The organism is Candidatus Methylarchaceae archaeon HK02M2, from assembly GCA_024256165.1.
Taxonomy (GTDB): domain Archaea; phylum Thermoproteota; class Nitrososphaeria; order Nitrososphaerales; family JACAEJ01; genus HK02M2.
Window position 1 is genome coordinate 1 of record JAKLZG010000010.1, and the last position, 12,468, is coordinate 12,468.

The window sequence follows — 12,468 nt, forward strand, 5'->3', positions numbered from 1 at the left end:
ATAATTACATCGAAGTAATCTTCTATACCATGTTTTCTCAAAGCTAATCTGGTGCCCTTGCTTCCATTATTTGTAACAATTCCTAACTTAATGTCTTCTTTTGATAAAAAATTCAGAAGAGATTTTGTATCTTTTGCCAATTCTGAAATCTCAATACTTTCAATCTCAAAATTATCGATGATGGACCATATTTTTTTCTTGATCTCTGATATTTGTAAATTTATCGATCTTCCTTTTATTTCCTTCTCTATCTTTTCAATGACGATTTGTGCAGTATCTCCTAAAGAGATCTTCGATCCATCTAGACCCATTTTATTTATGGTTTCGATAATAACTTTACGAGATTCTGTATATCTAAAATGTAGAAAAATGAGAGTACCGTCCAAATCGAATATGACTGCTCTAGTCTTCATTTCTTTTATGGTGCCTAAGTCTTATGCTATAAATATTTTAAAAATTCATAGGGTTGGAAATGAGTTAAAAACTACTAATGAAGGGAAAATTGAGATTAAAATTATATTTCTTTGCTTCAGTTAATATCCTCATAAGGTATTAGGCCATACTGATTCTTTTAATAAAAAATTCTTATAATGATTGGCACAGCATCTGAAAATTCATTAATCTTGTTTCTTAGACCTTATTTTGATTAAGTAGAAAAGGATTAATACTGAAGAAAGTCCGGCAAACAACCCTCCTAAAAAGCTTGAAATTGAGAAGTCCGAATACCACAAGTCCAAATACCTCAGGAAAATAACTGATAGGGCTAAAGAAAATATCCCTAGAGATAGAATATATTCATCTTTGAGCTTCATATTGCATTATATCCCAATTTTTCATACTTGACACTTAGGGCAGAAGTATGTATCCCCCCCTCCCACACTCAACTTCTCTATAGAAGTTCCGCATAAAGGGCAGGTCTGACCTTGAATATTCGGACCCATAGCTGGCGTGTAGCCACCTTGATTTCCATAAAGGTCATAAAACTGGTCTTTTCCTTTTAGTCGAATTCTCTCTTTAAGCACAAGCCTAATAGCATCATAAAGTGATCGTCTCTTATCTTTCTTCAGCTCTGCAGCTTTTCTCTTTGGGTGAAGCCCAGCCCGGTATATGATATCTTGGAAAGCACTGTTGCTCAGTCCAACAACAATGGCATCTTTTCCTACGAGTACTGACTTGAGCATCCTATTATTTTCAGTTAAGAGTTTTGAGAAGCGCTCAAAGGTGAACTCTTCATCTATAGGTGATAAAACCTGAGAATTGAAATCTCGTCTAAAGACGTAGGAGTGCTCTAGGTCATCGTCTTTCATTGCGTAGATTAGACCCATGCTAGTGAGCCTTACCGTCAACACCGTGTTGTCACTAAAATCAACTTTCAGATGGAACTTACTTTGAATCACTTTTTCACTTTTATGATAAAAGATCTTGCCACCATACTCAGGAGCAAGAATCAAGTTGATTTCATTGTCGAGCTTCACAAGTATCACGTTACCCCTAGATATGACTGATTCGATTTTTCTATTAACTAGCTGATCGAAGGATGTTATGTCCTTACTCAGCATACCTATTCTTTGCAATCTCTCGTAGTCTTGTAGATGATAAGATTTGATATGTTTGCCAAGAAGCTCCTTATTCATCTGTTCTGCAAGAATCGTTGCTTCTGGAAGTTCAATACTCATCATAACACCTTTTGTGAATATTACTGATGGTTAGATGTATTTTTATAAACTTCACTACTTGGAGCGAAGCTCTAAATTCAGTATTTTTTTAATATAAAAAAGGGGGGAGGTGTAGACTTTAATCGTCCGATACGTTGATTACTTTATCGATTGATTACTAAGCTTCTGCCTGTGCTTTCCAGATTGATCTGATTTCTTCCTTCATGTCTTCGTATGATATTATCTCGTTGACCTCGAAATCCCAATAAGGTTCGTGCATGTTAAGTATTCTGAAGACTTCTCTACTTTCGGCATTGGCAATGGCAAACCCGGTCATTCCATCTAGAAATGCGCCCATCTCTTCGACTACTCCCTTCTTAATGAGGTCGTCTATGCCTGCCCAAACCTTTTCGATGAATTTAGCATATTCTTCTGGATCGTCTGGAAATAGTGTAGGATTGATATGCCATATTATTAAAAATCTAGCCATCAAGTTCACCTGAGAAGTGATTAATTTGTTAATGTTAAAATGTTTTTTGATATGGACTCAAATTAGATATTTTGTTATAACAATAATTTGATAGAACGATGTAATATTCCGTTTCTATTTATGTAATTTCTGTTATCACGTTTACCTTTTTATTAAGGGGGGCTTCTAACTCTTCTGCTGCTACTAGTGTAGTAGGAGATGATAGCACCTATGATGACCATGAACCCGATCAAGAAGATGATTCCGGGCCAGAACAAGTCCAGATAAAATAAGATTGCTAGACCTATCAGAAAAACTCCTATCGCCACTATCCCCCATGCTCCTCCCCCTCGTTCCCAGCCAAAGCACTCAGGTCCCTCTTGCTTTTTATATTCATATCCATACAAAGAAGCTCCACACTTAGGACAGAACCTCGCATCTTCCTTAATCTCGGCCCCACACTTATCACAATATACCATATTTTTCAGTCCTAATCGAAAGATTTGATACGATATAAATTCTTCTAATGAAATTCATTAATAATTTTTATCAATTAACTAGTAATTTCGATTAAAAATGGCCTTAAAATAGATTTTTAAATTGGTTTACAACGCCTCTGCCAACCATGTGCCAGAAAAGTCTTCTTTTCAATTTGTTACCGGAAAATATTCCTCTAAGTCTTCTTTTCCAAGAACCATAAAAGCTTCTGTAGCATTCGTAGAGTTCTTCCTGCACTTCCTCTCTAGATAATGTTTCTGTTGGCATGATCGCGTGAGCCATATCGTAATGTGACAAGTTAGTGTCTTCGATCCATCCTTTTCGCTTGGCTTCCTCAAATGCTTCAATTCCAGGAAATGGTGTAAGAACGGTGAATATGGCAAAGTCCGGATCCAATTCGTTTGCGAACTTTCTCAAATCTGTAATAGATTCGGCTGTGTCCTTTCGATCACCTATTATGAACATTGCGTGGGAAAAAATATCGTTCTTTTTTAGTAGCTCCACGGCTTTTTTTGCATCGTCTGAAGTAAGATCTTTCTTGTACCTCTCCAGAGTTTGATCTCTAGGGCTTTCCACACCAACCATTACCCAATAAAGGCCAGCCTTCCGCATTTTAGGTAGTACCTTTCTACTTTTAACAACATCATCACATCTCCATTGTACAAATAACATCAAATCATCCTTTATACCACGTTTAAGAAGTTCATCTGAAAGGCAGCTTGCCCGCTTACTTGAGCCAAAATCATCGTCTGTCAACCAGATGAATCTGCTTCCATAATCTTGATAGCATAACTCTATCTCATCAGCGATTCGTTCAGGCGACTTCAATCTCCAAGTTCCACCCCAGAGCCGCCACTGGGTACAAAAGGTACAACGATGGGAACAACCTCTTGAACCCTCGATCAAAGCATAGGGAGCTTTTCGTCCAGCCATCGCGGCGAAATGATATTTGTGAACAATATCCTTGACGAAATGGTATCCAGGATAGGGGAGTTCATCTAAATTCTTGATTAGTTGCCTTGGGGAATTGTGAAGGATTTCTCTTTCATGTCGGAAGGATATTCCTTTTATGTTTGGAAAAGATGATTTATTAGCCGCATTTTTGACAAGTTCGGTGAAAGTTCGTTCACCTTCACCTCTTACGATAACATCAATTTCAGGGTATGTTTCTAGGCTCTCTTGGGCTGTTGCTGTGAAGTGTTGACCTCCAGTGACTGTGAGAATTTCGGGGTTGATTTTTTTTGAAATTGCAAGGGTGTTGGCAACCAAGTAGGTGTTACAGGTGGCAAAAGCGCTTGATGCCACAATGTCAGGATTGAAGGAATCAATTTTCTTCTCTATCCCTTTCCAGTCTACTTGTTCAGCGGTACAGTCTAATACCCCAATCTCAACATCTTTGATTTCTCTTTCGAGGTAGGTAGCAAGTTGGATAATTCCGTATGGAGGTGGCAGGTACTCCCCCATTACGAACCAAAAGTTTCTTGGCGGCTCAATAAATAGAACTCTCATAAGGTATCTCTCCTGAAAAAATGGTTATCTTGTTAAACATAATGTTTGTGTATTGTATAAGCTATTTACCTGTATTACTTTGTAACTTTGATGGATATTCCTCTGATTAGCATTAATTTAATACAGCCTAGCGATTAGCATCTCAGTAGAACAAATATCTTATTTTTTTAAAAATTCCAACACTATCTGTACTAGTTCTGGAATCTTGTCAGGAATAAGTAAATTATGACCTACGTCTTCCATGACCTTCCACTTTGAGCCCTTGATTGATAGATGGATCTGTTCTCCTAGGTGGGGATGAGTAAATACATCCTGCCTCCCAGAGATGATTAAAGTGGGCAATGATATCCGGGAAACCCTATCCTTCAAATTGAAGTCTAAACATGCATCGATTGCATGGAGGATGGCTATGGGGGAGTTGATCTTTATACTTATTTCTTTAATTTCTGCAATGGTAACGGCATTAGCAGAAGCGAACTCAGGTGTTACGACAAGTTTAATTGCCTCATCAAAGAAAGCCGGGAATCCACCCCTGGCCAAGCTGTTCCGAAGTTTTTTAAACGTATTCCGAAGATTTGAATCATTATAACTGAAGGTGGAAAGAAGAATCAGCGATCGAATTTTTTCAGGATAGACAAGGGCAAACTGCTGGGCTATGGCTCCTCCCATAGAAAATCCTAGTAAGTGGGCTTGAGGTATATTCAATTTTTCAAGGAAAGCTAAAAGATCTTCTGAGAATAGCTGTATGGAATAAGGCATATCCGGTTTCCCGGAGTGCCCATGACCTCGAACATCTAAGGCAATGGTCCTATAATATTTTGAAAATTCGGGCATTAGAGGACTCCATAAATTGGAATCATCCGACAATCCATGTATCAAGATTAAGGGATAACCTACCCCTTCTTCAATGTAATTAATATCAATACCATTTACAGCAATCTTTGGCATCTTGACAATCTTCTCCCCCGATAATTATCTGAAGTTTTGACACCTCTACCTTAAGGTTCTATCACTTTAGGTTTTTGTCTCTTAGCATCTTACTCTTAATACATAAGCCTTTGGTAATTACTTATTTTCAAATTTAACAGGATTGTATTTGAAAAATAAAAACTTCCAATTGCATATAAATAAGTTCGAACAGATTTAGGACTGCTACCTCCCTAAAGAGTTTTAAAATTATTAAACTTTTAAAATGCTTTTATTCCGAAAAGGTTTTATTACACCATTTAAAAAGGCTACAGTTACAGATGGTGATAAAAATAAAGAAAATGTACTCTATTGTCTTAATTATTGCTATGTTGACTATGACAACGCTTTGTATAAGTGGAGTAAGTGAAGTAAATGCAGCAACTGAAGATGCAATTAGTCCTGGACCAGCCCCTGGTTCTGGTGATGGTATCCCAAGCGGTAACCAATATATTCAACCTGAAACTCCTGGTGTTGGACCAGCACCCAATAGCGGCGATGGAGTTCCAGACGGTAGCGGATTTTAATTAAACTAAAAATCAAACCCTCTAATCTATTGGGACTCTCAGCCTATCTATTCTACAACATTAACTTAATATAAAGGACACAAATCAATATACTAAAGTTATAGAATAAATCTGTGAATTTACAGATTATCCTTATACATATTATAATATTATTAGTAAAATTAGAATAAATTTTTAATTATATTTTCTTTCACATGCTTTAATAGCTATTCCTTCGATTACTTCTCTTAAAATTTTGATGTCAGGCTCTATCAATATAGGTTCTTCACAATATTTGATGGCACTATCAGGGTCTTTCAGCCCATGACCTGTGGCTACGCAAACTATCTCTTCATTTTTATCAATAGCTCCTAATTCAATCAACTTCTTAAGACCAGCTATGCTTGAGGCACTCGCAGGTTCTACAAAAATACCTTCCTTTCTTGCTAGAAGCCTTTGAGCAGAAATGATTTCTTCATCAGTTACGGTTTCAGACTTGCCGTTTGAATCTTTTATTGCCATCATCGCCCTCTTCCAATTAACTGGACTTCCGATCCTTATAGCACTGGCGATCGTTTTTGGATTTTTTACGGGTTGAATCGTCTCCTTCCCTTCTTTTATCGCTTGTATTATTGGACTTGAACCAGATGCTTGAATTCCAGTCATCATAGGTAAGTTTTCGATTAAATCTAAATTATAAAATTCTTTAAAACCCTTCCAGTATGCTGTTATGTTTCCAGCATTTCCTATAGGAATTACAAGTCTATCAGGCCCGTGCCAACCGAGTTGGTCGCATATCTCAAACGCTGCTGTCTTCTGTCCTTCTATCCTAAATGGATTGATAGAATTAAGGAGGTATAGACCAATATTTTTACTAGCATCTATAACCATAGATAATGCGTCATCGAAATTTCCCTTTATGGCTATTACCTTAGCACCATAGATCATAGCTTGAGCTAGTTTCCCAAGAGCGATAGCACCATGCGGGATTAGAATTACGCATCTCAATCTCGCTTTGGCAGAATAGGCAGCCAATGATGCAGCTGTATTTCCAGTAGATGCACATGCAACTTCGCTTACATTCAACTCCTTTGCTTTCGTCATGCCTGTTGTCATACCTCTATCCTTGAAAGATCCTGTTGGGTTTTCACCTTCATTCTTCACATACAAATTCCTGATTCCAAGCTCTTCTGCAAGATTATCACAGCGATGCAGACCAGTTCCTCCCTCACCAATTGAAACAATCTTGCTTTTATCGAACACAGGGATGAGCTCAATGTACTTCCAGACAGATACGGGCTTTGACCTCCACTCTTCAATATCGACCCACTCTTTTACCCTTTCTAAGTCTAATTGAACTTCGAGTAAATCGTTGCATCGTTTACAACGATAGACTATCTCATCAAACCCCACTGCCGATCCACAACTTATACATCTTAGGCTAAAATATTGCATAATTTTCCCTCACATTATCGATGAAACTTACCATCTATTATTGTTCACATCATATCCATTTTAATTTATTAATTTTGTCAGTAAAGAATAATCCCAAAATTTTTTGGGTTTATTATTTATTATACTCTGATTATACAATCAAAAACCAATATCAGGTAGAAGGATATTTAAAGCCTGAAAAATAAATTCGAAAGGAGGTGTTGTTGTGGACTGGGGAATGAAACACAGACTTTCACAACTAATTCAGCACGATGGTAGGGCCCTATTTTTGCCTATAGATCATGGATATTTCCAGGGCCCAACTCATAGATTAGAAGAACCGGGTAAAACTGTTGAACCCCTTCTACCTTTCGCTGACGCTATCATGCTCACAAGAGGTGTGCTGCGATCATGCATAGATCCTAATAACACCAAACCAATTATTCTAAGGGTCTCAGGTGGAACGAGTATGGTAGGGGAAGATTTGTCCCATGAGGGTATTACGACCTCGGTCAAAGAAGCTATCCGCCTAAACGCAAGTGCAGTATCAGCCTCTATATTCGTCGGTAGCAAGTACGAACAAGAAACCCTAATGAATCTAGCTAAGCTTGTGAATGAGTGTGAGGAATATGGAATACCAGTCATGGCAGTAACGGCCGTAGGAAGAGAATTGGAGAAACTTGAGGCACGCTACCTTGCCTTATGCAGCAGAATCGCCGCAGAGCTAGGTGCAAGGGTAGTAAAAACTTACTATTGTAAGGAAGGTTTTGAAAAGGTTGTAAGAGGTTGTCCTGTGCCAGTAGTTATGGCTGGTGGTCCAAAAGTAGATTCTGAGCTTGAAATCTTCGAGTTCGTTTATGATGGAATTCAAAAGGGTGCTATTGGGGTAAATCTGGGGAGAAACACATGGCAACACGATCACCCAGTAGCTATGATTAAAGCTCTGCGTGCAATTATCCACGAAAAAGCAACTCCAAAAGAAGCACAGAAAATATTCGAAGAGGAAGTAGCAAGAAAAAAATAATAAATTATCGAATAATAATGTAATAAAATGCGTGTAGCTGTTTACTATAACAACAACGATGTGCGTATAAAAGAGATGCCTCGACCCAAAATCGGTCCTGGCGAGTTGTTGGTAAAGGTGATGACAAGTGGGATATGTGGCAGCGATGTACTGGAATGGTACCGTGTTCCTAGAGCTCCTTTAGTGCTTGGTCACGAAGCAACTGGCGAGATTGTCGAAGTTAGTGATGAATCTGTAAGGTATAAAGTAGGTGACAGAGTTTTTGTATCTCATCACGTTCCCTGCAATAAATGCCATTTTTGTTTAAATGATCACCATACAGCCTGTGAAACTTTGCACAGAACTAACTACGATCCGGGTGGTTTTGCTGAATACATTCGCGTACCAAGAATAAACGCAGAATACGGAGTTTATCTTTTACCTGAAAACATGCCTTTCGAAGATGGGACCCTTATCGAGCCCTTGGGATGTGTGGTTAGAGGTCAAAGGTTGGCGCGAGTACAAGAAGGGGATAGTGCACTCATCCTTGGGAGTGGTGTTTCTGGATTGCTTCACATCCAACTTGCTCGCTTCCTTGGGGTTGAACGAATAATTACAACAGATATTAATGAATACCGTTTAGAAGCTGCAAAAAAATTTGGAGCAGATGCCGTACTACATGCTGATGAAGATCTACCTAAAAGGTTACGACAATTAAATGAAGGCAGGCTTGCAGATAGAGTAGTAGTTTGTACTGGGGCTATATCTGCTTGTAAGCAAGCTATTCAATGTGTGGAGAGAGGAGGAACCATCCTGTTCTTTGCGGTGCCAGATCCTAGTTTTTCTGTCCCAATACCTATCACAGATTTCTGGCGTAACGAAATAACAATAACGACTTCTTATGGTGCTGCACCTAGGGACCTAAAGGAATCTAAAGAGCTCATCAAAGAGGGTCATGTGAACGTTCATGATATGATCACCCATAGGTTAAGTTTGGAAGAAATTGATCTAGGCTTCAAGCTGGTTGCGGAGGCTAAAGAATCCTTAAAGGTTGTAATCGATCCTCAAAGATAACTTTAATTTTGGGGTTGGTCCAAAAATGTCTTTTGGGACGATCCGAAGTTTTATTCGAAGATCTACAAAAAGCACGTAAGGTATAAACCAAAGATCGACATAAAGAGGGTGAAGGAATTTGTCAAAAAATACGGGGGCTAATACTGAAGAGGAAGATTTACCGGAAGGTTGGACCCGAATTGCCACCCTACTCGACGAGAACGATGATGTCACGGAGGACACCAATAAAGCCGTCAAGTGCATATACACCGTATTAAACGAGAAGGGGGAACCCGTCGAGCACGGCGTAGGCTATCCCGAGGATTTTGTTAGGTAGTAGGGGTAAAGAAATAATCAAATCCTTCGCTCAAAATGATCCCTTTAAATATAATAAGACAAAATATTAGAAAAAAAATCAAAGTGTTAGGTAGTAGGACGACAACTATATTATCTATATTATGTAAGTGTCACCCACTCCCTTTTTTCAACTAATATGATTTATACTTAGACGGAACATTTTACAATATTTCTTCTTTTATCTCCACTTTTAGAATTCGGGCATAAAATATATATCACATAATCGTAATAGGTGAAATCATTTTGGGCGAGATAAAAGCGACTGAGAGTTGGTTTGCTAGACGCGTTGAGGAGGAGGCAAAGAAAGACATTATTCCGCTTTCTGAACGTTTAGGAAACATTGTCGCCTTCGTGGCGTTTCTGCTATTCATATTGTACTTTGTCGCCCATCAGATGTGGTCGACTGGATTTTTCACTTCAAGTTTTGGTTCCATAGAGATGTTCTTGTTTTATGCCTCATTACTAATTGGTTTGGTTCCAGTTAGCGTAAGGATTCTTGTTGGCCGCAAGAACCTTGCCCGACTTTTCGATATTTTTGGGTATGTTCTGTTCATCATCGCAGTTGTTTGGCTGTACGTAGTTTTCCCATTCGACTTTACTCACGTTGCCGACGTACTACCAACTTTTATTAGGTTTCTGCTACAGTGGGTGTCTAACGACATCGCTAGAGGGTTCATGGTAATAGTAATGATTATAGTGCCTATTGTAGCGGTTTATAATGCAGTGTTGTATATGTTTGTTCGCAAAGAACTGTCGAAGCTTAAAGTAAGTTTATAATATTGTGAAGAAATTATTATCAACACGGGAATTTATTTTTGAAAAATAATTATGCCATCAAAAAGGTAGCCTCAATTTTTGGAGTTCTTGTTGGATTAGCAGGTATAGAGCATGGCATATTTGAGATACTTCAAGGCAATGTGGCTCCAAACGACATAATGATAGATGCAATTGGTCCTGCACAGAAGTTTTGGGAGTATGCAACTGAGACTGCCTTAACAATTATTCCCAATTTTTTAATTACCGGAATATTTGCAATAATTTTTGGTCTTCTGGTCACGATATGGGCGGGGGCATTAATTGATAAGAAGTATGGCGCTTGGATCTTTGGGCTTTTATCACTCATTTTGTGGTTAGTTGGAGGAGGTTTTGCACCAATTTTTATGTCAATATTAGGTTTTGCTGCTGCCACCCGGATAAATAAGCCTCTAAAATGGTGGCGTAGACATCTCCCAGTTAATTTAAAAAGTTTCCTTTCTAGGTTATGGCCTTGGTCTATAATCATCTATGTGTTAGTATTTGCAATGGGTGTGGAAATTGCAATCTTCGGGTATCCTTTATTATGGATCTTTGATGCAAATGTTACTTACACTATTCAGTGGACTTTAGCTTTAATTATGGTTGTGTTATGGCCAGTTTCTATCATTACCGCGTTGGCATATGATATTCAGAAAAAAGAACATTAGCATAAAATGATAATTATAGGACTAGGATCAGCTGGAGCAACCTTCCTAGTCGGTAGGGTGGCTTCGATGCTGATAGGTACAGAGGTTGGATAAAACATCATTTATGGATAAATGGCTAAAGTTTTAGGTTAGCAAAAACCTACAAATCGATATAACATAAACAAGCTATTTGATAGATAGATTATGGAAATTCTAGATAGAGCATTCTATGAAAAAGAGACAGTAACTGCTGCTAAAGACTTACTAGGTAAAATACTTGTAAAAAGAACTAGTAAAGGCAACATAATTGGCAGGATAGTTGAAGTCGAAGCATACCGTGGCTCTGATGATCCTGCCAGTCATGCATACAGAGGTAAGACCGATAGAAATTACTTGATGTTCGGAAATGGTGGGCATGCTTACATATACTTCATCTATGGCAACCATTACTGCTTCAACGTTACAGCTAAAATAGGAGACGATCCAGGAGCTGTCTTAGTAAGAGCTTTAGAGCCCATTGAAGGAATAAATTTAATGCAAATGAATAGGCAAGTCAAAGATATGAAGAGCCTGACTGATGGACCAGGCAAGTTAACAAAAGCTATGAACATCACGATGAGACATAACGGAGCAGATTTGACGAAGGGAGAAGAATTATTCTTATGTGAGCCTAAAGAGATTGAAAACTTTACTATCGTCTCAACAAAAAGGATTGGAATAAGATCAGGGATTGATAAGCTATGGCGATTTTACATTAAAGACAATATGTTTGTCTCAAGGAGATAACATATCCTAATGATACAAAGCAAAACTAAATGCCTTTAAAAGTGGACAGTATTCGAAAAGTTACCTTAGATTTTACCCATTATGTTGAGATTTTCTGTAAGGTAAAGGAAATAAACCTTAAGGAGGCTTATATTAGCTTTGAGGATAATCCAATATTAATGTCCGCCAAGAAGAGTAATTCAAGATATTACTCGACCAAATGTTTTAAGAAACAGATATCTTGATTCAGCGTTCTCTTCATCCTGATCAACTATCGAAGAGTTCGTTGATATATTTGCATCCGCGGTTTTTTGGAGGGTTGTAGAAACACATTTTGCTTGGTTCTTTTGAAAATTTTAAACAGCCCCAACATTGACTAAACAAGCGAACTTTATGTTTATCCCTGTACTCCTTACATAATTCAATTGCTTTCTCAATAGGTATTGGATTTGATTTTGACATGTAACTAGATTTACTCCTATGACTTTTAAATGCTTTAACTACAATTTCAGATAAAATGCACAGATCGGGATTCTTCATAATAGAAGGAACCGACCCCTCGGACGGACTCAAACGTATGTTAGACATATGATGTAACGAAGGAAGGCTTAAAACTAACAAAGCATATACTACCTAACAACGTTATTTTTTTATAAAAATTGAAATATTTCTAGATTTTTTCAGAAATAGAGTTTTATGGGGGATGAAGTTAAAAAATCAGATTTACTAACCTTGGCGAATACAATAGTGGGGATTCTGTTAGCATTTTGGTTACAAAGAAGTGTTGAAACTATTTCGAGCGGTGTAGGAG

At 38.0% G+C, this 12,468-nt stretch carries 14 protein-coding genes; 7 read left to right on the forward strand and 7 right to left on the reverse strand.

The features are described from left to right. From L6N96_00745 to L6N96_00770, 6 genes are all read right to left on the reverse strand, one after another. Positions 1-413, reverse strand: a 413-nt coding sequence (locus tag L6N96_00745; protein MCP8322693.1) for an HAD hydrolase-like protein, incomplete at its 3' end; no start/stop codon positions are given. A 420-nt stretch (positions 414-833) separates the two neighbouring features. Beyond that, on the reverse strand, positions 834-1,679 hold the full coding sequence (locus L6N96_00750; GenBank protein ID MCP8322694.1) for a hypothetical protein: 846 nt from the start codon (positions 1,677-1,679) through the stop codon (positions 834-836). A 154-nt stretch (positions 1,680-1,833) separates the two neighbouring features. Further along, entirely contained in the window at positions 1,834-2,145 is a 312-nt protein-coding gene (locus L6N96_00755) for a hypothetical protein (GenBank protein MCP8322695.1), read from the reverse strand. A 152-nt stretch (positions 2,146-2,297) separates the two neighbouring features. Then, positions 2,298-2,603: a zinc-ribbon domain-containing protein gene (locus tag L6N96_00760; GenBank protein ID MCP8322696.1), complete on the reverse strand. Its 306-nt coding sequence runs from the start codon at positions 2,601-2,603 to the stop codon at positions 2,298-2,300. A gap of 103 nt (positions 2,604-2,706) precedes the next feature. Beyond that, positions 2,707-4,131: a B12-binding domain-containing radical SAM protein gene (locus L6N96_00765; GenBank protein MCP8322697.1), complete on the reverse strand. Its 1,425-nt coding sequence runs from the start codon at positions 4,129-4,131 to the stop codon at positions 2,707-2,709. A 159-nt stretch (positions 4,132-4,290) separates the two neighbouring features. Further along, positions 4,291-5,079 carry an alpha/beta hydrolase gene (locus L6N96_00770; GenBank protein ID MCP8322698.1) on the reverse strand — a complete coding sequence of 263 codons (789 nt, stop codon included), beginning with the start codon at positions 5,077-5,079 and terminating at the stop codon, positions 4,291-4,293. Between the two features lie 320 nt (positions 5,080-5,399). On the opposite strand from L6N96_00770, the gene L6N96_00775 reads away from it, so the two are divergent. Next, on the forward strand, positions 5,400-5,624 hold the full coding sequence (locus L6N96_00775) for a hypothetical protein (GenBank protein ID MCP8322699.1): 225 nt from the start codon (positions 5,400-5,402) through the stop codon (positions 5,622-5,624). A gap of 174 nt (positions 5,625-5,798) precedes the next feature. Here the strand turns inward: L6N96_00775 and thrC are convergent, their stop codons facing one another. Beyond that, positions 5,799-7,058 (reverse strand): threonine synthase, encoded by a 1,260-nt coding sequence (thrC, locus tag L6N96_00780; protein MCP8322700.1) that lies wholly within the window; start codon positions 7,056-7,058, stop codon positions 5,799-5,801. A gap of 205 nt (positions 7,059-7,263) precedes the next feature. On the opposite strand from thrC, the gene lsrF reads away from it, so the two are divergent. The 6 genes from lsrF to L6N96_00810 all read left to right on the forward strand — a co-directional run bounded on the left by lsrF (position 7,264) and on the right by L6N96_00810 (position 11,678). Next, complete coding sequence (gene lsrF, locus L6N96_00785; protein MCP8322701.1) at positions 7,264-8,061, forward strand: 3-hydroxy-5-phosphonooxypentane-2,4-dione thiolase; 798 nt, start codon at positions 7,264-7,266, stop codon at positions 8,059-8,061. Between the two features lie 27 nt (positions 8,062-8,088). After that, positions 8,089-9,114 (forward strand): zinc-dependent dehydrogenase, encoded by a 1,026-nt coding sequence (locus L6N96_00790; protein ID MCP8322702.1) that lies wholly within the window; start codon positions 8,089-8,091, stop codon positions 9,112-9,114. A gap of 118 nt (positions 9,115-9,232) precedes the next feature. Next, positions 9,233-9,430: a hypothetical protein gene (locus L6N96_00795; protein MCP8322703.1), complete on the forward strand. Its 198-nt coding sequence runs from the start codon at positions 9,233-9,235 to the stop codon at positions 9,428-9,430. A 392-nt stretch (positions 9,431-9,822) separates the two neighbouring features. Further along, the gene (locus tag L6N96_00800) at positions 9,823-10,227 is read left to right on the forward strand and encodes a hypothetical protein (protein ID MCP8322704.1); all 405 of its coding nucleotides are present in this window, start codon (positions 9,823-9,825) and stop codon (positions 10,225-10,227) included. A 38-nt stretch (positions 10,228-10,265) separates the two neighbouring features. After that, a complete protein-coding gene (locus L6N96_00805; protein MCP8322705.1) occupies positions 10,266-10,913 on the forward strand; it encodes a hypothetical protein in 648 nt (215 codons plus the stop codon). 183 nt (positions 10,914-11,096) lie between these two features. Continuing rightward, the gene (locus L6N96_00810; protein ID MCP8322706.1) at positions 11,097-11,678 is read left to right on the forward strand and encodes a DNA-3-methyladenine glycosylase; all 582 of its coding nucleotides are present in this window, start codon (positions 11,097-11,099) and stop codon (positions 11,676-11,678) included. Positions 11,679-12,468: the final 790 nt, after the last annotated feature.

Excerpts from the sequence above, each read along its gene's own strand:
- L6N96_00755 (MCP8322695.1), bottom strand. The coding sequence starts at position 2,145 with ATGGCTAGATTTTTAATAATATGGCATATCAATCCTACACTATTTCCA.
- L6N96_00775 (MCP8322699.1), top strand. The coding sequence starts at position 5,400 with ATGTACTCTATTGTCTTAATTATTGCTATGTTGACTATGACAACGCTT.
- thrC (MCP8322700.1), bottom strand. The coding sequence starts at position 7,058 with ATGCAATATTTTAGCCTAAGATGTATAAGTTGTGGATCGGCAGTGGGG.
- L6N96_00750 (MCP8322694.1), bottom strand. The coding sequence starts at position 1,679 with ATGATGAGTATTGAACTTCCAGAAGCAACGATTCTTGCAGAACAGATG.
- L6N96_00765 (MCP8322697.1), bottom strand. The coding sequence starts at position 4,131 with ATGAGAGTTCTATTTATTGAGCCGCCAAGAAACTTTTGGTTCGTAATG.
- L6N96_00760 (MCP8322696.1), bottom strand. The coding sequence starts at position 2,603 with ATGGTATATTGTGATAAGTGTGGGGCCGAGATTAAGGAAGATGCGAGG.
- L6N96_00810 (MCP8322706.1), top strand. The coding sequence starts at position 11,097 with ATGGAAATTCTAGATAGAGCATTCTATGAAAAAGAGACAGTAACTGCT.
- L6N96_00770 (MCP8322698.1), bottom strand. The coding sequence starts at position 5,079 with ATGCCAAAGATTGCTGTAAATGGTATTGATATTAATTACATTGAAGAA.
- L6N96_00790 (MCP8322702.1), top strand. The coding sequence starts at position 8,089 with ATGCGTGTAGCTGTTTACTATAACAACAACGATGTGCGTATAAAAGAG.